Origin of the sequence: Leucobacter triazinivorans (genome assembly GCF_004208635.1) — a bacterium.
GTDB lineage: Bacteria > Actinomycetota > Actinomycetes > Actinomycetales > Microbacteriaceae > Leucobacter > Leucobacter triazinivorans.
The window spans coordinates 2,805,801-2,827,465 of record NZ_CP035806.1; the positions used below are offsets into that span (position 1 = coordinate 2,805,801).

The 21,665-nt window shown below is 67.3% G+C and carries 22 protein-coding genes; 15 read left to right on the forward strand and 7 right to left on the reverse strand.

Annotated features, from left to right (window positions below; all coding sequences use genetic code 11):
* Position 1: 1 nt before the first annotated feature.
* The 3 genes from EVS81_RS12680 to EVS81_RS12690 are packed head-to-tail and all read right to left on the reverse strand — an operon-like array spanning position 2 to position 2,508.
* Positions 2–391, reverse strand: coding sequence for a hypothetical protein (locus EVS81_RS12680; protein ID WP_420813230.1), 390 nt, complete (start codon positions 389–391; stop codon positions 2–4).
* The gene (locus EVS81_RS12685; RefSeq protein ID WP_130110703.1) at positions 381–1,535 is read right to left on the reverse strand and encodes a heparan-alpha-glucosaminide N-acetyltransferase domain-containing protein; all 1,155 of its coding nucleotides are present in this window, start codon (positions 1,533–1,535) and stop codon (positions 381–383) included. The genes EVS81_RS12680 and EVS81_RS12685 overlap by 11 nt, the downstream gene beginning before the upstream one ends.
* Before the next feature lie 31 nt (positions 1,536–1,566).
* On the reverse strand, positions 1,567–2,508 hold the full coding sequence (locus EVS81_RS12690) for a cation diffusion facilitator family transporter (RefSeq protein WP_130110704.1): 942 nt from the start codon (positions 2,506–2,508) through the stop codon (positions 1,567–1,569).
* A gap of 143 nt (positions 2,509–2,651) precedes the next feature.
* Here EVS81_RS12690 and EVS81_RS12695 point away from each other — a divergent pair, with 143 nt between their 5' ends.
* Positions 2,652–3,023 carry an ArsR/SmtB family transcription factor gene (locus EVS81_RS12695; RefSeq protein ID WP_130110705.1) on the forward strand — a complete coding sequence of 124 codons (372 nt, stop codon included), beginning with the start codon at positions 2,652–2,654 and terminating at the stop codon, positions 3,021–3,023.
* Positions 3,024–3,032: 9 nt separating this feature from the next.
* Here EVS81_RS12695 and EVS81_RS12700 read toward each other — a convergent pair whose 3' ends face one another.
* The 3 genes from EVS81_RS12700 to EVS81_RS12710 form a co-directional block, all read right to left on the reverse strand.
* On the reverse strand, positions 3,033–4,340 hold the full coding sequence (locus EVS81_RS12700) for an Nramp family divalent metal transporter (protein ID WP_130110706.1): 1,308 nt from the start codon (positions 4,338–4,340) through the stop codon (positions 3,033–3,035).
* A 143-nt stretch (positions 4,341–4,483) separates the two neighbouring features.
* Positions 4,484–4,936: a DUF3817 domain-containing protein gene (locus EVS81_RS12705; protein WP_130110707.1), complete on the reverse strand. Its 453-nt coding sequence runs from the start codon at positions 4,934–4,936 to the stop codon at positions 4,484–4,486.
* Positions 4,937–4,968: 32 nt separating this feature from the next.
* Entirely contained in the window at positions 4,969–5,202 is a 234-nt protein-coding gene (locus EVS81_RS12710) for a hypothetical protein (protein WP_130110708.1), read from the reverse strand.
* An 85-nt stretch (positions 5,203–5,287) separates the two neighbouring features.
* Here EVS81_RS12710 and EVS81_RS12715 point away from each other — a divergent pair, with 85 nt between their 5' ends.
* The 6 genes from EVS81_RS12715 (at position 5,288) to EVS81_RS12740 (ending at position 11,934) form a co-directional block, all read left to right on the forward strand.
* Positions 5,288–5,665 carry a BlaI/MecI/CopY family transcriptional regulator gene (locus EVS81_RS12715; RefSeq protein ID WP_130110709.1) on the forward strand — a complete coding sequence of 126 codons (378 nt, stop codon included), beginning with the start codon at positions 5,288–5,290 and terminating at the stop codon, positions 5,663–5,665.
* A gap of 7 nt (positions 5,666–5,672) precedes the next feature.
* Positions 5,673–6,488: a M56 family metallopeptidase gene (locus EVS81_RS12720; RefSeq protein WP_130110710.1), complete on the forward strand. Its 816-nt coding sequence runs from the start codon at positions 5,673–5,675 to the stop codon at positions 6,486–6,488.
* A gap of 88 nt (positions 6,489–6,576) precedes the next feature.
* Positions 6,577–6,810, forward strand: a complete 234-nt coding sequence (locus EVS81_RS12725; protein ID WP_130110711.1) for a heavy-metal-associated domain-containing protein — start codon at positions 6,577–6,579, stop codon at positions 6,808–6,810.
* An 80-nt stretch (positions 6,811–6,890) separates the two neighbouring features.
* On the forward strand, positions 6,891–8,867 hold the full coding sequence (locus EVS81_RS12730; RefSeq protein ID WP_240739847.1) for a cytochrome c oxidase assembly protein: 1,977 nt from the start codon (positions 6,891–6,893) through the stop codon (positions 8,865–8,867).
* 47 nt (positions 8,868–8,914) lie between these two features.
* Positions 8,915–11,104, forward strand: a complete 2,190-nt coding sequence (locus EVS81_RS12735; protein ID WP_130111488.1) for a heavy metal translocating P-type ATPase — start codon at positions 8,915–8,917, stop codon at positions 11,102–11,104.
* A 14-nt stretch (positions 11,105–11,118) separates the two neighbouring features.
* Positions 11,119–11,934, forward strand: coding sequence for a CPBP family intramembrane glutamic endopeptidase (locus tag EVS81_RS12740; RefSeq protein ID WP_130110713.1), 816 nt, complete (start codon positions 11,119–11,121; stop codon positions 11,932–11,934).
* An 8-nt stretch (positions 11,935–11,942) separates the two neighbouring features.
* On the opposite strand, the gene EVS81_RS12745 is transcribed toward EVS81_RS12740, so the two are convergent.
* Complete coding sequence (locus EVS81_RS12745; protein ID WP_130110714.1) at positions 11,943–12,551, reverse strand: DUF5134 domain-containing protein; 609 nt, start codon at positions 12,549–12,551, stop codon at positions 11,943–11,945.
* Between the two features lie 147 nt (positions 12,552–12,698).
* Between EVS81_RS12745 and EVS81_RS12750 the strand changes: the two genes are divergently transcribed.
* From EVS81_RS12750 to mobF, 8 genes are all read left to right on the forward strand, one after another.
* On the forward strand, positions 12,699–13,091 hold the full coding sequence (locus EVS81_RS12750; protein ID WP_130110715.1) for a hypothetical protein: 393 nt from the start codon (positions 12,699–12,701) through the stop codon (positions 13,089–13,091).
* Between the two features lie 21 nt (positions 13,092–13,112).
* A complete protein-coding gene (locus tag EVS81_RS12755; RefSeq protein ID WP_240739848.1) occupies positions 13,113–14,168 on the forward strand; it encodes a CPBP family intramembrane glutamic endopeptidase in 1,056 nt (351 codons plus the stop codon).
* Positions 14,165–15,757 (forward strand): multicopper oxidase family protein, encoded by a 1,593-nt coding sequence (locus EVS81_RS12760; RefSeq protein WP_165384266.1) that lies wholly within the window; start codon positions 14,165–14,167, stop codon positions 15,755–15,757. The genes EVS81_RS12755 and EVS81_RS12760 overlap by 4 nt, the downstream gene beginning before the upstream one ends.
* Positions 15,744–16,211, forward strand: coding sequence for a hypothetical protein (locus tag EVS81_RS12765; RefSeq protein ID WP_130110717.1), 468 nt, complete (start codon positions 15,744–15,746; stop codon positions 16,209–16,211). Before EVS81_RS12760 ends, EVS81_RS12765 begins: the two co-directional genes overlap by 14 nt.
* Before the next feature lie 20 nt (positions 16,212–16,231).
* Complete coding sequence (locus tag EVS81_RS12770) at positions 16,232–16,612, forward strand: cupredoxin domain-containing protein (protein WP_130110718.1); 381 nt, start codon at positions 16,232–16,234, stop codon at positions 16,610–16,612.
* Positions 16,613–16,709: 97 nt separating this feature from the next.
* Positions 16,710–17,324, forward strand: a complete 615-nt coding sequence (locus EVS81_RS12775) for a vitamin K epoxide reductase family protein (protein ID WP_130110719.1) — start codon at positions 16,710–16,712, stop codon at positions 17,322–17,324.
* An 84-nt stretch (positions 17,325–17,408) separates the two neighbouring features.
* Positions 17,409–17,717 (forward strand): TFIIB-type zinc ribbon-containing protein, encoded by a 309-nt coding sequence (locus EVS81_RS12780; RefSeq protein WP_130110720.1) that lies wholly within the window; start codon positions 17,409–17,411, stop codon positions 17,715–17,717.
* A gap of 401 nt (positions 17,718–18,118) precedes the next feature.
* Positions 18,119–21,613, forward strand: a complete 3,495-nt coding sequence (gene mobF, locus EVS81_RS12785) for a MobF family relaxase (RefSeq protein WP_240739849.1) — start codon at positions 18,119–18,121, stop codon at positions 21,611–21,613.
* The last annotated feature ends 52 nt before the right edge of the window (positions 21,614–21,665 follow it).

Genomic DNA, 21,665 nt, shown 5'->3' on the forward strand with positions numbered 1-21,665 from the left:
TTCACCCCCAGATGACCAACATGCGGTAGAGCATGACGGCGATCGCGAAGTTGACGACCACCAGCACGAGGTTCGCCGAGCGGCGACGATCTACAAGAGCCCAGAACGCGGCACCGAACGGGATGAGAGTCGCGACGATGAGGTACATCCAGAACTCGAGCGGATCGCCCTCGGCAGGATTGCCCGCGCATGGCTGCACGATGCCGATGACCACCTGCGCGATGAGCAGGATCCCGACGAGCAGGGTCGCGCCGAGCGTGTAGTCGTTGGGCCCGCGCTTCCGGGCGTACTCGACGATACAGACGACCATCGCGAGGAGGGCGACGACGACCTGGACGATGCCGAACCAGACGATCATGAGGCGATGGCGGAGTCGGCGGTCACGGCTCAAGAGTATTCTGGCGCTGCTGCGCATTTGCCCCGGAGGAGGCCGGCGGTCCTCCCACCGAGGAGAGTCGACCGAGCGCAGCTTCCAGCGGCCCCTGCCCGACCAGCAGACTCCATGCCACGGAGAGCACCACGGTGGTGATCGTGATCGGGAGGAAAGGGTCGAGGTCGCGGAAGGCATGCTCGTGGGCGGAGCCGAGCAGCATCGTCGACGCGGCCGCCCACACCACGATCTGCAGCACATAGGCCGTCAACGGCATCGATCCCACCGCCCGCAGCGGGAAGGTCAGCCAGGGCCACCGACCCCCAGCGCACAACAGCAGGCACAGGCCGATCGCCGCGATCGCGAAGCCGCCGCTCCCGATCGCCTCGAGCACGCCGCTCGAATGCGGATCCGCCGTCCACCAGGCAGCAAGGAACGGTCGATCAGCCGACTCCTCCGACGACTCCGCGCCGGGGGAGAGACTGTATCCGGCTACCGCCAGCAACGTGCCGAGGCCGAGCGCCGCCCACTGCACCCGCTGCGACCACATCCCCGCGCGCGCCAGACCGAGGCCCGCGAGGGTGAACGCGACCCACAGCGGAAACGGATAGTTCCATCCGATGTAGTGCCCGGTGAGCCAGCCCTCATAGCTCTCCCACCATGGCGAGGCGTTCGCCCACACGACCAGGGGCGAGGCCACGAGCGCGACGGTCGCGGCCGCGAGGAACAGCCGCGAGGCGCGCTGGGTGAGCAGGGGAAGCGCCAGCACGAAGATGATCGCATACGTCGGCAGGATGATCGCGGCCGGCACGTCGAAACTGATGAGCAGCACGCCGAGAAGCCAGATCACCAGCGCCCGGATTACCACCTTGAGCCTCGCCCGGCCGAGCCCGGCGCCGTTCGGGGGCGTCGGGCCGCCGGTGGACAGGCCCAGCGAGACGCCGGCGAGCGTGGCGAAGAGGATCGAGGAGCGACCGGTCACGACCGAGCCCCAGGTCGACGGCTCCGTCCACGAGAGCGAGCCGAGCCAGAGCAGATGCGCTGCCAGCATCCCGAGTACTGCGAGACCGCGGGCGAGGTCGACCCCAGCGACCCGGCCAGGCCCGTTCAGCCGCTGCCAGTTCTGCGCGATGCGACGGCGCAGCGGAGCCGTGACGGTGCGCATCACGCTCCGCCGTTGATCCCGCGCCGTCTGCTCATGGGTGCTTGATGCCCGCCGGTTCGTCCTCGCTGATGTGCGCCGTCTCGATCTGGAAGGTCGAGTGGTTGACCGAGACCTCGAAGTGCTCGGCTACGCACGCCTTCACCGCATGGAGCATCTCGGCCGCATGCCCGTCGGTGAAGCACTCGTCCTCGACGACGACATGGGCGGTGATCGTCGGCAGGCCGGTCGCGACCGTTGATGCGTGCAGATCGTGCACATCCTTGACGTGCTCGAGTTCGAGGATGTGCGCTCGCACCAGGTCGAGTTCGAGGCCCTTGGGGGTGAACTCCATGAGCACGCTCGTCGTCTCGCGCATCAGCTTGAAGGCGCGGGGCACGATGAGCGCCGCGATGAAGAGCCCGGCGAGCGCGTCGGCGCGCTGGAAGCCGGTCGTCGCGATCACGATCGCGGCGACGATCACGCCCAGGGAGCCGAGCGCGTCGTTGAGGACCTCGAGGAACGCGGCGCGCATGTTGAAGTTCGCGCCGCGGCTCGAGGACAGGATGAGGATGGCGGTGATGTTCGCCACGAGGCCGACGATGCCGAAGACTAGCAGCTCGGTCGCGGGCACCTCCGGCGGCTCGAACAGGCGCCGGATGCCCTCGATGGCCGTGTAGAAGCCGACCACGAGCAGGAGCGTCGCCTGCCCGAGTGCAGCGATCACCTCGATGCGGCGGAACCCCCAGGTGCGCCTCGACGTCGCCGGCCGCAGCATCAGCGTCGCCGCGATCAGCGCGACCAGCAGCCCCGAGGCGTCGGTGATGGCATGCGCGGTGTCGGTGAGCAGAGCGAGGCTGCCGGTGATGACGGAGCCGACGGCCTGCGCCACGACGATCGTCGCGGTGATGCCGAAGGCGATCCAGAGCTTGCGGCGGTAGTCGCCGGGCTGTCCCGCCTCAGTCGCGCTCGGCCCGTGATCATGCCCTGCACCCATTCGGGGCCTCCGTTCTCGTTCGACACCAATCAATACACTTCATTATATAGATAACATCGCCATATGGCGATGTTATCTTGCGTGGGCGTACTGCGGGTTCGCCCGACCTGGAATGGTTGCCGAATCGGAGATATCATCGTCACATGACGATGCAAGCCGAACGATCGCGCGAGTTGCCGACGATCGCCGAGGCCGAGGCGCTCATTTCAGCCGCGGCCCTCTTCCACAGCCTCGGAGACCCCTCCCGCCTGGTGATCCTGCAGCACCTGCAGCTCGGCGAGCACCGCGTCGTCGACCTGGTGAAGCACCTCGGACTCTCCCAGAGCACCGTCTCCAAGCACCTCGCCTGCTTGAAAGACACCGGCATGGTCGTCTCCCGCGCGGAGGGGCGGGCCTCAATGTACTCCCTCGCGCAGCCCGACGCCGTCGTCGCGATCCTCGCCGCGGCCGAGAAGATGCTCGCGCTCACGGGGGACGCGGTACGACTGTGCCCGCAGCATCATCAGCACGACTGAGCGACGTCCTTAGCGCCCGGTGATGATGAGCCACATCAGCAGGACGTTCAACGCCGCCAGGAAGATGGCCGCGAGAACTCCGGCGGTTGTCGTGAGTGCGCGGTTGCGGAAGCCGCCGAGCACCGCAGGGTTCGCTGTCAGCGCGACCAGCGGAATCAGGGCGAACGGGATACCGAATGACAGCACCACCTGGCTCAGCACCAGCGCGAGCGTCGGGTCGACGCCGAAGGCGAGCAGCGCGAGCGCAGGAACCAGCGTGACCAGCCTGCGAGCCAGCAGCGGCACCCGGAGTCGGAGCAACCCGCGCATGATCTCGGCCCCGGCATAGGCACCCACTGAAGTGCTCGCCAAGCCGCTCGCGAGCAGACCGACCGCGAACAGCGTAGCAACCGCCGGACCGATGCCCTCCCAGAGCGCCGCATAGGCGCCCTCGAGCGTGTCGGTGCCGGAGACGCCGGCGAGATTCGCGGCGGCGAGCAACAGGATGCACAGATTGACCGTGCCCGCGATGAGCATGGCGATCGTGACGTCCCAACGCGTCGCGCGGAGCAGACGAGACGTCGAGATCCCCCGAAGGTCCTCCAATACCACGCCACGAGACACCGGCTGATGTTCGCCGCCGCGCGAACGTCCCACCGTGGGAGTAAACCGATCCCTGGCCAGGGCGCTATGCGCGTAGATGGCATGAGGCATGATCGTCGCGCCGAGAATCGACGCCGCCAGCAGCACGGAATCGGTGCCCTCGAATCTCGGCACCAGACCCTCGGAGATCCCCGCCGGATCGGGCGGCGCGACGAACACGCCATAGGCGAAACCGATCGCGATGATCACGATGAGCCCCATCACGATGAACTCGAACGGCTTTGCGCCATCCCGCGACTGCACGGCCAGGAGCGCGATCGAGACGGCGCCAGTGATGATGCCGCCCCACACCAGCGGCACATCGAAGAGGAGATACAGGGCGACGGCTCCGCCGATGACCTCGGCGATGTCCGTGGCCATGGCGACGAGTTCAGCTTGCAGCCAGTACAACCGCCGCGCCCACGGTCGACGGATACGGCGCCCCAGCACCTCGGGGAGGCTCTGCCCGGTGACGACCCCGAGCTTGGCGGAAAGGTACTGGATCAACCAGGCGATGATATTGCCCAGCACCACCACCCAGACGAGCAGATACCCGTAGCGGGCCCCCGCGGTCATGTTGCTGGCGACGTTCCCGGGGTCGAGATACGCGACACCGGCAACCAACGCGGGGCCGATGAGCCACACCACCCGTCGCGGAGCCGCCGTATGCTGCCCGCGAGCAGCTATATTCGTCATGCCGAAATCATATGTTCGGAGGGCCTAAGTTTGCTAGGCAAAGTTGCTCAGAGAGAACTCCTCCTCACCCAGGGGATCGACCAGGAAGCAGGCGACGAGAACGAGGGGTCGCGTGCCTGCGATGCCGACGGTCCCGAGCTCGTTCAGAACTGCACCGGTGGACCCAACCGCAGCAAGACGAGGAAGATCGCAATCACCAACGCGACCACGACGCCGATCGCGAGGGCTGCGTGCCGCAGTGCCCACGCCAGCACGCGCTCGGCGAATATCCGTGGCTGCTCTCCGGCAGTGCCAAGTCGCCACGACCCCGCAAGGAGACCACGGCGGTCGACCCAAAGTTCAAAGAACACCGTCGCGAACGGGATGACCGAGGCGAGCAGCCCCGTCAGGCCGGTACCTGGTCGCCAGCGCCCGTCGATCCATACGCATACCGTGACCACGCAGTAGGTGAGGAACACGAAGCCATGAATGCCACCGGCAGGACGCACCAGGGCATCGGAGGCGCCGGTGAACCGCAACAGGAGTGCGGCGAGCAGGCCCGCCCAGGTCACCGCCTCTGCGAACGCAAACCACTTGAAGACTGAACGAGGGGACATGCGACACGGACTTCCGATGAACAGGGGCGAGCTTAGCTAGGGTGTTCGCCGGCGGACGGCGGCTCAGGCGTGCTGGGAGGCCGCGCGGACGTCAGCGGCTTCGGCGGGAGCCCAAGCTTCGCTCGCTCCTCGTCCTCCATCTTCCTGTAGACGCGGCGTTCGGTGCGATCTGCGCGCGAGATCGCTCGGATGACAAAGTAGAAGAAGGTGCCGATGATCACCGATGGAGTGAGCGACCAGAGCGCATTCACCCACCAGTTCTCCATGCGCAGAGGCTACTGTTGCATGCTGTGAGAATGATCCATTAACTCGACGAGATGTAGAGTTAAGAAATCGACGAGGAGGCGCGACATGGCAGGGGTGCGTAAACGCGAATGGGGCGGGCTCGAAGACGAAGTCATGCAACGACTCCACGAGCAAGAACATGCCGTGAGCGCACGCGAACTGCAGGCCATGTTCAGCGAACCCGTGCCGGCCTACACAACGCTCATGACAACGCTCACCCGCTTGGAAGGGAAAGGCCGCGTCGAACGGATCGGCGATTCGCCCCGCAAGATCAGCTTCCGCCCACTGCGCTCAAGCGAGGAAGAGGCGAGTGAGACGATGACCTCCGCCCTCGAGCAGGCCACCGACCGCCGAGCCGCCCTGCTCGCCTTCGCCGGCAACCTCGCAGATGACGACGTCGCGGCGCTCATGGACGCCTTCGGCGAGGCGACCGCGCACGAGTAATCCGATCGTGTTACTCCTTGCATTCGCCCTCCTCGGCACAGCCATCACCCTGGCCGTGCTCTGCCCGCGGCTCTTCGCCGCCGGGCGCTGGCATCTCTTCCACCCTCGAGCCGCGCTCACCGTCTGGTTCGGGACATTCGGCGTCGGCGTCGTCACCGCATTCTCCGGCATCGCGCTCGGCATTGTCTCCGTCGAATCACTGCGCCACGCGATCCCGCACACGCCCGGCGTGACGGTCTCCGCAGCAGTCTGGGTGGCCGCCGGGATCGCCGGCCTCGCACTGGCCTTCCTCTTCACCTACTCCGGGTCGCTCCAATCGCTCCGCCCCGCCTCCCACTCCCACGCCGTCGCCTACGCGCGAGAAGAGCACGTCGGTTTCACGCTCGTCCGATTCCACTCGGAGACCCCCGAAGCCTATGCTGTTCCCGGCCGACGACCGGAAATCTTCGTCTCCTCGTCAATGGAACAGCTCCTCACCGCGCCACAGCTGCAGGCCGTGCTCGCACATGAGTTCGCGCATCTACGGCATCAGCACGGGCTGGCAATGCGCATCGCACAGATCAACGCGCTGTTCCTCCCGGGCATCCGAGCCAGCCGTGCATTCGAGCGCGCCACCCGTCTGCAGATCGAGCTCGCCGCGGACGATGCCGCCGCCCGGCAGGTCGGTGCTGCGCATCTCGCGAACGCGCTCCTCGTGCTCGCGGCCGCAACGCAGGACGTCGCCATGACCCTCCGGGCGGAGCGGCTGAGCCGGAAACGGTGGCCCGCCCCGGGACGTCGACGGGTCCCGCAGGGACTGCAGGCCGCCTCCCAGCTGCGCTGACAGCAGTGAGCTCGAGTCCGGCGCCAAGCTCCCATACGTCTACATCTTGTAGTCTTGTGCGAGTATTCGAGTGAGAGATCGAGGGGCGATGGACGCGACCAGCAAGCAGGAGCTAACCGTCAACGGTATGACCTGCGGCCACTGCGCACAGACACTGACGGCAGAGCTCGGCACGCTCAGCGGAGTGACCTCCGTCGACGTCGACGCGGCCGCCGGCCGAGCCGTGGTCCATGCCGCGCACCCCCTCAGCACCGAGGTCCTCGCGGGGGCTGTCGGCGAGGCCGGCTTCGAACTCCTGGCAGTGCACGAGCGCACCCAATGAGCGGCAGCGCCGCTTCGCCCGTCCCGGCCGAGGCACACGGGGAGCGCTCACCGAGGCGCACGGCGACAACTCTCGCGATTGTGGCGATCGCCCTCGCCGCGGCGACCGTGCCCCCGATCGTCGCCACCCTCGACATCGGCCCATTCGCCTACGAGCAGCTTTACCTCACCTTCCCCGGCTTCGACGTCGCCGTAATGACCGCGCTTGGCCAGGGCCTCGGCGACCTGGCCGCGACGCTCACCTTCGGCGCCCTGCTCTATCTCTTGTTCTTCCGCGACGCTCGCGGCAAACGGGCCAGACGGATCGAGCCGTGCCTCGAGCTCACCGTGCTGCGCTCCGCCTCCGTCGCCTGGGCGATGGTGTCAGCGGGCATGGTGGTCTTCGAATCGCTCGACGCGAGCGGCATGCCCTTCGCCCGACTCGCGGAACCCGGCGCATTCGCCTTCCTCTACGAGGCGAGCGCCTTTCCCCCCGCGTGGACGGTATCCCTGATCGCGGCAACGATCGTCTCCATCAGTTGCCAGTTCGTCACCCGGTGGACCGGGCTCCTCATTCCGCTCTGGGCCACCTGTTTCGGCATCCTCGCCCCAGTGGTCGTCGGGCAGATCCTCGTCGGTCCGAACCACGACCTCGGCAGCGACGCCGGCACCTATCAGGCGCTCGTCACCGGAGCCGTCTTCGGAGTCCTCGTCATCGCCGCCCTGCGCGCGATGACCGGTCGCACCCTCGACCCGGTCATCGCCACCCGCCTCACGAGGCTCGTGCTCGTTGGCATCCCCGTCATCGGCGCCACCGACCTGCTCCTGGCATGGTTCAAACTCGCCGGATCGAGCCTCCTCGACTCCGCGACAGGCTGGCAGATCCTCGCACGCTGGGCCTGCCTGGGACTCCTCATCGTCGCCCTCCTGAGCTGGCGAGCTGCGCAGCGGACCGACCCGTCCCGTCCGGCCGTCTGGCCGCCAGCCATCGCGACCGTGGCCATCGCCGGATGGCTCGGCATCACCGCGGCGATGACGCGCGTCCCGCCGCCGCACTACTTCCAGCCCACGAGCATCTCCCAGGTATTCCTCGGATTCGACGTCGAAGCCCCGCCATCGCTGCTCGTCTGGTTCACGCACTGGCGGCCCAACCTCCTCTTCATCGTGCTCGCAATCATCGCGATCGCCGTCTACCTCTGGGCGGTGCGCGTGCTGCGCAACCGCGGAGACAAGTGGCCCGTCGGACGCACCATCTCGTGGATCGGCGGCTGGTGCGTCATCGTCTTCATCACGAGTTCCGGCTTCGGGAAGTACTCGGCCCCAGACTTCGGTACGCACATGATCGTGCACATGAGCCTGAACATGCTCGCACCGATCCTCCTGGTGATGGGCGGCATCATCACCCTGTTGCTGCGCGCGACCCGAGCCGACCCGGCGCGACCGGCGGGCCTGCACCACTGGATCACCTGGGTGCTGCACTGGAAGGTACTCCGCTTCGTCTTCAACCCCCTGTTCGTGTTCGTGCTGTTCGTGGGCTCCTACTACGGGCTCTATTTCAGCGGCATCTTCGAAGAGGCGATGCGGTTCCACTGGGCGCACCAGCTCATGAACGTCCACTTCATCATCGCCGGGTACCTCTTCTACGGGCTCGTGATCGGCGTCGACCGACCCCCGCGCCCACTGCCGCACATCGGCAAGCTCGGCTTCGTGCTCGCCGCGATGCCGTTCCACGCCTTCTTCGGCGTGATCCTGATGATGGCCGACGGCGAGTGGATCGCGCAGAACTTCTACCTCTACTTCGGGCTGCCCTGGACCGACCTCCAAGCCTCCCAGTACCTCGGCGGCGGCGTCGCCTGGGCCGGCGGCGAAATGCCGCTGCTGCTCGTCATCATCGTGCTCGGCATCCAATGGTCGCGGCAGGATGCGAAAGAGGCCCGCCGCAAGGATCGGCACATGGACTCCGGCCGCGACGAGGAGTTCGACGACTACAACAAGATGCTCGAAACCCTCGCCAAGCGGCGACAGGCCACAGGCCCCGGGCGTCCCGCACCCCGGAGCGACGAGGAGACCCAGCAGTGAGTCTCACCACGGACGTCGTCGAGCCGCTGCAGCTCGACGTCTCAGGGATGACCTGCGCCGCCTGTGCGGGCCGTGTCGAGCGCGCCCTGAACAAGATCGAGGGCGTCACCGCGAGCGTGAACTACGCGACCGAGCGCGCCATCGTCTCCGGTCTCGGTACCGCCCGCGCGGGCGAGGCCCTCGAGCGCGTCGAGAAAGCCGGCTACGGCGCCCGCATCCACGACGAAGCGGACGACGCCTGGTCCAAGCGCGCCACCGAGGTGCGCATCACCTCGCTGCGGCGACGGCTGATCCTCGCCGCCGTGCTCACGGTACCGCTCATGGATCTCACGATCGTGCTCGCCCTTGTCCCCGAGTGGCGTTTCCCCGGCTGGGAGTGGCTTTGCGTCGCCCTCGCCGTGCCGATCGTCACCTGGGCGGCCTGGCCGTTCCACAAGGCGACCCTCAGAAACCTCCGCCACGGCGACGTCAGCATGGACACCCTCGTCTCCCTCGGCATCACTGCCTCCTTCGGCTGGTCGGTAGTGACGCTGCTGTTCGGCATCGAGGGGGGCGGGACTAGGTACTGGCTCGGTATCGGCGCCACCCCCGAGGGGGCGAACGCCATCTACCTCGACGTCGCCGCCGGTATGACCACCTTCCAGCTGGCGGGCCGTTACTTCGAGACCCGCTCCCGCCGCAAGGCCGGCGACGTGCTCGGCGCGCTCAGCGAGCTCGCCGCCACGCACGTCCGCATCCAGCGCGACGGCGCCGAAGAGATCGTGCCCGCCTCCGCGCTCCGCGTCGACGACGTGTTCGTCGTGCTGCCGGGCGAAACCCTCCCTGCCGACGGTACCGTGGTCGCCGGCAGCGCCGACATCGACGCCAGCATGCTCACCGGCGAACCGCTCCCCGTTGCCGCCGGACGCGGTGACACCGTGATCGGGGGCACGATCAGCACCAACGGCCGCCTCGAGGTGTGCACGAGCTCCGTGGGTGCGCACACTCAGCTCGCGCAGATGGCCGCCCTCGCCGAGCAGGCCCAGGCCCGCAAAGCTCGCGTGCAGACTCTCGTCGACCGCGTCACCCGCTACTTCGTGCCCGGCGTGATCGTCCTAGCTATCTTCGTCACCGCCGGGTGGATGCTCGCCGGCCGCTCATTCGAGGAAGCCTTCGGGATTGGCATCTCCACCCTCATCATCGCCTGCCCCTGCGCCTTGGGGCTCGCCACCCCGACCGCGCTCATGGTCGGCATCGGCCGGGGCGCCAGCCTCGGGATCCTCGTCAAGGGGCAGGACGCGCTCGAGGCGAGCGGCACGATCACCACGGTGGTGCTCGACAAGACCGGCACCCTGACCACCGGCGAGATGAGCGTGCGCAGCATCGCCGCTGTCCCCGGCGTTGGCGAACACGAGCTGCTGCGCATCGCCGCCTCAGTCGAGCAGGGGTCTGAGCACCTCATCGCCCGCGCCATCGTCGCGGCCGCGAAGCAGCAGATCACCGACCTCGACCATGTCAGAGACTTCATCGCCGTACCGGGCCGGGGCGCCTCCGGCACCGTCGCCGGCGACACCGTTCTGATCGGCAGCCTTGCCTACATGGACGAGCAGGGCGTCTCCACCGGAGCCGCCCGCGTCTACCTCACCGAAGCCGACCCCACTGAGTCGCCCGTGTTCGTTGCCCAGGCGGGACGCCTCATCGGTCGCTTCGGCCTCGCTGACACCATCAAGCCGAACGCCCGGGCCGCGATCCAGGCGCTCCGGCAGCAGGGCCTCACCACGGTGCTGCTGACCGGCGACTCCCGCGCCGTCGCCGAGGAGATCGCCGGCACCCTCGGCATTGACCGCGTCTGTGCCGAAGTGCTGCCCGCCGAGAAGGCCGATGCGATCCGCGAGCTGCAGGCTGCGGGGGAGCGGGTCGCTATGGTCGGGGACGGCATCAACGACGCCGTCGCCCTCGCCGCCGCCGATCTCGGCCTTGCCGTCGTCTCCGGCACCGACATCGCCCTCAAGTCGGCCGACATCATCCTCGTGCGGGAGGACCTCGCCGTGATCCCCGAGGCGATCGAGCTGTCGCGGCGCACCCTGCGCACCATCCGCGTGAACCTGGGCTGGGCGTTCGGCTACAACCTTGCCGCGATCCCGATCGCCGCCGCCGGATTCCTGAACCCCCTCATTGCCGCCGGTGCGATGGCGCTCTCCTCGGTGCTCGTCGTGTTCAACAGCCTCCGGCTGCAGAACTTCCGCCGCAGGGTCTAGCCGGGGTGCCCCAGATGCGACCGCCCCAGTATGCGCGCTTCGATGTCGTCCCGATCTCGAAGCGCCGACTGCGCTGGGAGCTCGCGATTGTGCTCGCCCTGTCCTTCGGTTACGCGGGGGTGCAGTCGATCATCACGATCCTGCGCCGCCTCAGCCAGGAGACCGCGCTCGCCTCCCAGACCGCCACGATCAACCGGCCGCTCGCCGAGCAGCCCCTCTTCGACCTCGCCTATCAACTGCTCGGCTTCTTCGGGGAACTCGCGCCCGTGGCGCTCGTGGCGTACCTGCTCTGGCGCAGTGCCGCACCGCACCTCGGGAATCTCGGGCTCGGCCGTCTCCCCGGCAGGGACGGCCGTTGGTGGCTGGCCGACACCGGCTGGGGCGTCTTGCTCGCGGCCGCGATCGGGATCCCGGGGCTCGCGTTCTACCTCTTCTCGCGCATCATCGGCATCAATGCGAACGTCGTGCCGACCGCTCTCGACGCCTACTGGTGGACAGTGCCCGTGCTGATCCTCTCCGCTCTGCGCGCAGCTCTCGGCGAGGAGCTCATCGTCGTCGCCTACTTCTTCGACCGCATGCGGCGCCTCGGGGTCGGCCCGCTCGCCACCATCGTCTCGAGCGCACTGCTGCGCGGCAGTTACCACCTCTACCAGGGCATCGGCGCGTTCATCGGCAACGTCGTGATGGGGCTCCTCTTCGGCTGGGTGTACCACCGCTGGGGGCGGTCACTGCCGCTCATCATCGCGCACTGGCTGCTCAACATCGTCAGCTTCGTCGGCTACCCGCTCGCGCTGCTGCTCTGGCCCGCCCTCTTCGAAGTCGCGCCCTAACTTGGCCGTTACCCGTTCATGAGCAAGAGCATCGCCGCCATACCTGCCGCCATCAGACAGTGGCAGAGCGCGTGCAGCCGCTCCCCGCGGATCGCCGCCGAACGGTACGCCCACCACATCGCGATCGCCGCGCTCCCGACGACAAAGACCCCGTTCACGATATCTACCCAGAGCGGTGTCGTCATCATCATCTCCATGGCTTCACCACTGCCTGCACCATGGCCGGACGAGGCCTCGTCCCCGCCCATTCCAGCCATGAGCAGCGGCATTGCCGCGATCATCCACACCATCGCCGCGGCGAGCCAGATATGCCCGGCGAGATCCACGCGACGACTGAGCAGCGGCGCCTTCCAGAGCCCCGGCATCAGTGCGAGCGCGAGCACGGTGAAGACCACGATCTGCGCCCAGTTCAGCGCTGCCGGGATCATCATGAACCAGCACATCGCGATCATTCCGGCGCTCATCACCAGGTGCATGAGGTGGATCGCTGTCGACTCGAGCACCGGGCCACGCGGGGCACCGGGCGGCGGCCAGTGCGCGATGAGGCGCACGAGGCAGTACACCCCGGTGAATGCGAAGACGACGGTGAGAATGAGATTCCACGGGGCAGACAGCATACAGCCGAGCTTACATCTACATCATGTAGAGTACGGGGCGAGGCCCGCACCCCTCACAGTTCCCCGAACCTGGGGCAGGGGAGGAGAGATCCCGGGCGCCCGGCGCGGCCCAGACCCCCTGCGGCGTCCGCGAAAGGAATACCGACCATGACCGTACTCGCCTTCGCCGTCGGCGGCATCCTCACCGCCACCGGCGTGATCGCCTACTTCGCCTCCGACGCGAGCAGCATGACCGCCCTCATCCCCGCAGCGCTCGGTGTGCTCATCCTCATCGCCGCCTTTGTCGCACGCGCGCCGAAGGCCCGCCGACACGCGCTCCACGCCGCCCTCGCGATCGCTCTCCTCGGCATCGCCGGTACCGCCATGAACGTGATGAAGCTCGGCGAGCTCTTCGCCGGCACCGCCGAACGCCCGAACGCGGTGATCGCGAGCACCGTCACCTTCGTCGTGCTCCTCGTGTTCCTCGCCGCCGGCATCGCCTCCTTCGTGCGCGCCCGCCGCTACCGCGCCGCCCAGACGCCGACGAACGCCCCCGCCTGACCCGCAGCTGCAGACCCCAGCATGTCCAGCCCCGAACCCGAGCCGCGCAAGCCATCTGCGGTGCCGCCATCCTGGGGCTGGGCACGGGGTTCGCAGCAGCTGCGCACCGTGGAGACCGAACCGCTCGACTACCACCGCCTACTGCGCGGCACCCCCGCCTACCGGTGGTGGAAGCCGCTCGCCCTGCTCCTGCTCTCGGGAGTCTTCTTCGGCATCCTCACCGTGCTGGTTACCGTGGCGGTTATCCCGGTGCTGACGCTCACAGACCCCGACTACCCCATGCAGGTCGCCGCGGGCACCGCAGAGGTGCTCGATACGCAGCGGCCCATCTCGGTGCTCGTGAGCATGGTCTCGATCATCATCATGCTCCCGGCGGTGCTGCTCGCAATGCTCGTGATGGGCATGCGGCCCATCGGCCGGATCTGGTCGGTCGCCGCCCGCATGCGCTGGGGACTCCTCGGCAGGCTGCTCGGCGTCTCCGTGCTCGCCATCGTCGTCATGAACCTTGTCGGCATCGGCGTCGGCCTGCTCTTCGAGCCCGCCACCGATGCCGCAGCTGCTACTAGCGACACCGGCTTCGACGCGCGCGCCGCGCTGCTATCGATGCTGCTCGTGCTGTTCCTGGTGCCGCTGCAATCTACCGCCGAAGAGGTCGTCTTCCGCGGGCTCTTCATGCAAGTGCTCGGGGCCTGGATCAGAAGCCCCTGGTTCGCGATCCTCATCCCCTCGATCGGCTTCGCGTCTCTCCACATCTACGACATCTGGGGGCTCCTCGCCGTCGGGCTGCTCGGCGCCGTCTCCGCCTGGCTCACCTGGCGTACCGGGGGCCTCGAGGCTGCGATCGCGATCCACATCGTCAACAACTACGTCGCCTTCGGCATCATGGCCTCGGGCCTCACCGGGGAAACCGCGCAGACCGCAGGCGACGGCAACCCCGCCGGGCTGATCGGCCAGATCGCCGGCCTCGCCCTCTTCGTGTGGCTCACGCTGCGGGTCTTCACCCGAGGCGGGCACGGCAGGCAGCGCATCGACCTTATCCAGATCCCCGTCGCCCCGCGGGAATGGGGCACCCGGTGAACGCAGACGAGCCGACCTCCGAGGAGTCGCACGGAGCCGCACGCCCGGGCATCACCCGTCGGGGAGTACTCGCGGTCGCCGCCGGCGGCCTGGTCGCCGGCACCGTGATCACGCTGAGCGGCTGGACGCCGCAGCCCAAACCCATCCTCGCGCCCAGCGGTGGTGTGCGGCGCACACCGCTGCCGATCCCGCCGCTCGCCGAACCCGAGATCGCCCACGACGGCACCCGCATCTTCTCCCTCACCGCGCAAACCGGGCAGAGCCGCATCCACCCAGCTGGACCGACCCCGAGCTGGGGCTACAACGGCGCCTTCGCAGGGCCCTCCCTGCGCGCTGCCGAGGGCGATCGGGTACGGATCGTCGTGCGCAACGAGCTCCCCGAGACGACGACCGTGCACTGGCACGGCTTGAAACTCCCCGCGCAATACGATGGCGGCCCGCACCAGCCCATCGCCCCCGGCGAGGAATGGATCGCCGAATGGGAGATCGAGCAACCAGCCGCGACCTGCTGGTACCACCCGCACACCCACGGCACTACCGAAGCACAGGTCACCCGCGGCCTGATGGGTCTATTCATCCTCCAAGACGAGCTCAGCGAGTGGAGCGGCCTGCCGATCGACTACGGTGTCGACGACGTGCCCGTCCTCGTCACCGATCGCAGCTTCAACGCCGACGGTACCTTCGCCGCACGCGAACGCACCGCCTTTGGGCTGCTCGGGGACACGGTCATCGTGAACGGCGCGCTCTCCCCGACGTTCGAGGTCACCCGCGCGCTCACCCGGCTGCGCCTGCTGAACGGTTCCTCGGCGCGCACCTACCACTTCGTGGTTCAGGGCGCGCCGATGACGCTCGTCGGTACCGAGGCGGGACTGCTGCCCGACCCCACCCCGATCAACAGCGTCACCCTCACCCCAGGGGAGCGGGCCGAGGTCCTCGTCGAGCTCGAGCCCGGGCAGACCGCCATGCTGCAATCGGTGCCGCATTCGCTGGGTCTCCTGCAGAGTACTTCCCGCGCGGCCGGCGCCGAAGACCGCTTCGACGTGCTCGAGCTGCGCGCCGCCTCAAGCTTCGCCGGGCCCGACTTGACCATCGCCGGACTCGGCATGATCGCGCAGGTTCTCCCGCCTCCGCTTGAGGCGCCAGATGTCACCCGGTCGATGGTGCTCACGAACAACCAGATCAACGGCGCCACCATGGAGATGAGCCGCGTCGACCAGGTCGTCACCGTCGGCGCCCGCGAGCGGTGGGTGATCGATAATCAGCACCACCTGCCCCACAACCTCCACATCCACAACGCGCGCTTCTTGGTCGTCAGCGTCGACGGCGAACCCCCGCGCGACTACGAGCGCGGCTGGAAAGACACCGTCTATGCGCCGCCCGGTCGTCCCGTGATCATCGACGTCGAGTTCGGTCGCAGCGCCGACCCCGAATGGCCCTATATGTTCCACTGCCACTGGCTCATGCACCACGACATGGGCATGATGGGGCAGTTCGTCGTGATCGACGACACCCAGGAACCGCCCACCGCGATCAGCACTCCCGCAGTGCACGCGGGCAACCCCGGAGGAGGCATGAATGGCAGCCACTGACGACACCGCCGCCCGCCCGAGCAGAGCTCGCCGGTTGCTCGGGGCGCTCGCGCGCTGGGTGCTCATCGTTCACGCCGCACTGCTGGTCGCGCAGCCGTTCATCGCCGGGACGATGCTCGACGGCCGCAGCGCCGACGCCCAAGCCTGGCACCTGAACATCGGCATGGCCCTGCCCGCCATCGGATTCGTGCAGATCATCGTCACACTCCTCGCCTGGCGACTCGCCCGCTGGCCCCAGGGCGCTTTCACCGGCTCGATCGCCGTCTGGGTGCTCGAACTTGCCCAGTTCTTCATCGGCTATCTGGGCATGCCGCTCGCGATGCACATCCCGCTCGGCCTGCTCCTCGTCGTTGCCGGGGTCGGCATGGCCTACTGCTACGGCTACCGAGCTGCTCCCGCACAGCCAGGTGGCTCCGCGCAGCCTGCGCGAAGCGCGGACGAACTGACCCCTTGAGATTGAGAGGAAGACACACGATGGACACCGATACCCGCCGTATTCTCATGCACGCCCTCGGAGCCGTACTGGCGGTCGGGCTGCTCGGTGGCCTCGCCGCCTGCGCCGCGGCGAAGCCCGAGGTCACCCCCTCTGCTGATGACGCGGACCCCGCCGTCACCGTGCGCGCCTACGACAACGCCTACGACATGGCCGAGGTCGACGTCACCGAGGGCGAAGCGGTGCGCTGGGTGTTCGAGGGGCAATCCAAGCACGACGTCGTCGCCGGGGACGCGAGCTTCGTGAGCGAACTCATGCGGCAGGGGAGCTTCACCCACGTCTTCGATGAGGCCGGCAGCTACGAGTACGACTGCTCGATCCACGCCGAAATGAAAGGCGTCGTCAACGTGACGGCCGACTGACCCATGCCCAGGATCCCGCACGCGCAGCGCGCACCCGATCGCCACCGCTCCTCGAGCAGCCGTCAGGCATTCGGCCTCGCCTGTGTAGATTCGAACCATGACCACGAGCGCTGAGACACCGCTACGCCGACGACGCATCGGCTTCGCCTGGTTCTCGATCTTCGCCGGTATCGTTGGCTGGTTCGCCTCCTTCGAGCTGCTCACCGAGTACATCAAGACGCTGCAGGAACCCACCCACTTACCGAACTGCAACATCTCGAAGCTCGTCACCTGCGGGCCGAACATGGACTCCTGGCAGGGTTCGCTCTTCGGATTCTCCAACACCATCATCGGCGTCACCGCCTTCACTGCCCCGATCCTCGTCGGCGCCGCGATCCTCGCCGGAGCTCACTTCGCCCGGTGGTTCTGGCGGCTCTACTGCCTCGGCCTCCTCGGAGGCATCGTCTTCATCACCTGGCTGCAGTACCAGAGCTTCTACTCCCTCGCGACGCTCTGCCCCTGGTGCATGGTGGTCTGGACGGCAATGATCCCGCTCTGGTGGATCACCCTCGCGAAGGCGGGCGCCGACGGGAACCTCCTTGCAGGGGATACGAGTGTGCGCGCGTTCAAAGGGTTCGCCTCCTGGGCGTGGGTCGCGATCCTCCTCCACTTTGTCATCGTTGCTGTCGTCGCACAGCTCGCGGTCGACTGGCTCTTGGAGTTCCGGCTCTGATCCCTGATGGTCGCGGGCGGAACTCCCAGCCGGCCGTCCTCTTCTTCACAGCCAGGGGTGCTCGCTCTGTCATACGCTGGCATCATGAACTGCCCGAGTGACGGAACCACCCTGCTGATGAGCGAACGACAGGGGGTCGAGGTCGACTACTGTCCGCAGTGCCGTGGTATCTGGCTCGACCGGGGCGAGCTCGACAAGATCCTCGAGCGCATGCAGGCCGACACCGCCGAAAAACCGGCCCAGCAGTACTCCGAGCCCCGCTACGACAACCGCGACGAACGGCGCTACGACAACCGAGGGCGGGACGGCCACTACGACGACCGCCGGCGCGACCCCCGCTACCGCAAGAAGAAGAGCCCGTTCGAGTTCCTCGGCGACATCTTCGAGGGCTAAGACGCCTGCACGCATTTGAGTGGGCGATACGCTCGTGAACTCACCCCGAGGGGATTCATTCAGGCCAGCTGGACATCAGGCGTCTCCTTGCTCTTGGCCCGAGCAGGCGCCATGCTCACGACAGTGTGCCTTGGGCCCCATGGAGGAATAGTCCTTGCGGGTATTTTTCTAGATCGTCCGAACGGGCCGCGTCTGTGCTGACCCTCCCAGATCTGCGGGCACGTAGACGAAGCGAGGCAACGTAGTGAGACTTCAAACACCAAATGTGCAGGCTTCGACATGAGGACGCCGACCGCTCTTTTGGCCCACGGCCAGTTCCACCCCATATGAGCACGAACGATTTCGTGAGAACTTCTCTTTCGAAGATGAGCATGTGAATGAACGTATGCTACATTATGTAGTTGCAAGAACATGATTTAGACGAAATGGTGATCCATATGCATGGCGGCGTGATCCTATTCCGGGGAACCGGAGCCGACGCGCTGCGCTATGTCGAGGCCGACCGGAGCCGTGCTGACGACTACTACCTCAGCGACGGGGCGGGTATCGAGTACGCCGTGCTCGACGCGAGCGGCGAGGCGGTCTTGGTTCGGGCGCTCTCGAACGAGGAGTACGCCGGATGGGTGGACTGGATCAACCCCGACACCGGGGAGCGGATGGGGCGGCCACGGCTTGCCGGGCAGGATCGGCTGGGGTCGCCCAGGTTCGCAGAAATGACGATCAACGGCCCGAAATCTCTCTCCATTGCCGCCGCACTGCATCCCGAGGTGTCTAAGGTGCTGGATCGCGCGCAGCAGGACGCGCTGGCGGAGATTCGGCGGTGGCTCGCGCAGCACTCGGTGACGCGGGTCGGCCCGCGCGGGGCGCAGGAAGTCGTGCCCATCGAGCACATGCAAGTCGTCGGCATCACACACCGCACCTCTCGCGCGGGCGACCCGCACCGGCACATTCATATGCAGATCGGCACACGGGTATGGGCTGCTGGGAAGTGGCGGGCGCTCGATACCGCCGCGATCTTCCGACAGCAGGGCGCGATCCGCGCCCTCGGCACCGCCGTCATCGCCGCGCACCCAGAGCTTGCCAAGGTGCTGGATCGGCACGGCCTCACCCTCGACCCCGTAACCAGCGAGGTAGTCGAGTTGGAGCCGTACAACCATCTGATGAGCAAGCGGGGTGAGCAGGTGCGTCGGAACCTTGAACGGCTCGAAGCCAAATGGGAGGCCGCGCATCCTGGCGAGAGGATGGGGCCGGTCGTATTCTCCCGGCTCACCGCTCAAGCGTGGGCGCACGAACGCCCGGCGAAGAAGCCGACGACCCTGCGTGAAGAAGAGGCCTGGCTGACCGAGCTGCGCGAGGCCGGCTACGACCCAGCGGCATTGCGCCGGGCTGCGCGTCGTGCGCCGGTACCGCTGGAGGAGCTATCGGTGCAGCAGATCGCATCTCGCGCCCTGGATCGTTGCGCCGCTGGCGCATCGACGTGGACGAGGCACACCGTGCAGGAGCATGCAACGCAGATCATCACCGAGGCCGGGGTGCGCGCAACAGGCGAAGAATTGCGCGACCTCATTACCGTCGCAACACGCCTCGCGCTCGAAGATTGCTTCTCGGTGCTCGTGCCGGGTGCGCCGACGCCGGAGCATGTGGCGCATCTCACGAGCCTGCGCGTGGTGCAGGCCGAGACGGAACTACGCGACCTCCTCGCCGCACGAGTGCCAGCCCAAGAGCCGAAGCATACCGACGTGAGTGAAGCAGCAGCAGCGCGGTGGCTCGATGCCGGGCAGGAGCGCGCCGCCGCTGCCGTCGCATCTGCTGATCCTCTCGTGATCGTGGAGGGAGCAGCGGGCGCAGGCAAGACCACCATGCTCGGCGTCGCAATCGAGGTTGCCGCCGAACAGGGCAGAGCGTCGCGGGTTCTTGCGCCGACGTTGCGTGCCGCTCAGGTGGTGCGCGAAGAACTCGGCGTACCCACCGCGAGCGTTGCGGCGCTCGTGCATGCGCACGGGTGGCGATGGAACGACGATGGCGTGTGGTCTCGCCTCGCACCCGGCGACACCGACCCCGCGACCGGCCGCACCTATCGCGGCCCCTCGGGGAGCGCCCGGCCTGCGCGGGGTGAACGGGTGATCGTTGACGAGGCCGGGATGCTCGACCAAGACACCACAATCGCACTCCTCACGGTCTGCGCCGAGGCAGGCGCAACGGTCGCGCTGGTTGGGGATCGTGCACAGCTCGCCGCAGTCGGGCGCGGGGGTGTGCTCGACATGGCGGCGCAGCTCAGGGGCCGCACGTTCGACATGGCCGAGGTTCACCGCTTCGCCGATCCCGTCTATGCCGAGGTCACGTTGCAGATGCGCGACGGCAGAAACCCCGGCGCGGTCTTCGATCAGCTCGCAAAACTCGGGCTTGTGCACCTCCACGCCGGTAGCGACGAGTTGCGTGCGCACATCGCCAAGGCGCGGCAAGACGGTGAAGCCGTCACGGTGACCTCGAACGACGAGGCGCGCGCCGTGAACTCAAGCATCCGCGACGAGCGAATAGCACGCGGCGAGGTCAACGAGCAGCGCACTGCCTACGGCAGCGACGGTCTCCCCATCGGTGCGGGCGACCTGATCCAAACCCGTAAGAACCGTACCGATCTTGGCGTGGCGAACCGGCAGCAGTGGATCGTGCAGCACGTCGCAGACAACGGCACACTGAGCGTCCTTGAAGCTGGAAACGGTCGGAAGCGACAGCGCACCATCAGCCTCCCCGCCGAGTATGTGGCAGAGCACACCCACCTGTCCTACGCGGCAACCTCCTACGGCGTACAGGGCGCGACCGTGCCCGCATCGCATACCCTTCTCACCGACTCCACCAGCGCCGCAAGCGTATACGTCGGCATGACCAGAGGGCGCGAGTCGAACCTGCTGCACATCGTGGCCGAGAACTTGGGCGATGCGCGGGCGCAGTTCGTCGCGGCGATGGAACGCGACCGCGCCGACCGTGGCCTTGCCGACGCGACCCAGCGCGCCGCCGAGGAAGTCACCGGACTGATCAAGCACGGCCCCGTCAAGTTCGTGAGCGACGAGATAGCCACACTCATGCAGCAGGCCGCGACCGCTGAGGTGCAGGCCGAACGTTGGCAGCAGGTCAGCAGCGCCCTCGCCGACCTGAACCAGCGCGAGACAGTAATACGCGAGGCCGCCAGAGTAGCCGAGCAGACGGCAAGGCACCGCGCCGAGCAGGTGCGCGTCGAGGTCACCGCGCCGATCGTTTCGGCAGCGAGGACGGCGCTCGCAGAGTGGCAGCAAGCCGAAGCCACCGAGCAGACCGCAGGCAAGCAGGTGCGGGGATCATCGTGGTTCGGGAAGCGCCGCGCCCGCGACGAGCATGAGACCGCCAAGAGGCGAACCCACGACGCACGCCAGCAGTTGGCGAGCGAGTGGGGCGAGCTACCGAGGTGGAACGAACGCGCCGACACCTGGGTCAAACGAGTCACCCGCCCGAAGATCGACGCCGACCCCCGCGTGGTCGATGCCGAGCAGGAGCACCGGGCAGCGCGTGATGAAGTCCTAAGGAGGCCCGAGCGGGCGCAGACAGCACGCCTGGCGGCGTTCGGTCGCGTCTTCGGCGCAGAGCAGGTGTTCCGCAACCGGGCGGCCTACCTGAGCACCAACCCCGCACAGCGCGCCCAGAGCGCGGCCCAGACCGCGAAGCACGCGCGAGACGAAGCCGAACTGCTGCGCTCGCTCACGCCTGCTGAGGCGGTCGCACGAATCGAGCAGACCCGCGTGGCGCAGGTCGAGAGCGAGGCAAAGCAGTCGGAACAAGAGCGTGCTCGATTGTATGGGTTCAATCGACGAAGTCCTGCTTTGAGGAGCAGTCCTAGCGGTGATTGGCCCGGACTGAGAAGATAATGTATGAGGTAGGAGAGTGATAGTTCTTAGCCCAAGAGTTGCGGTGTGACAT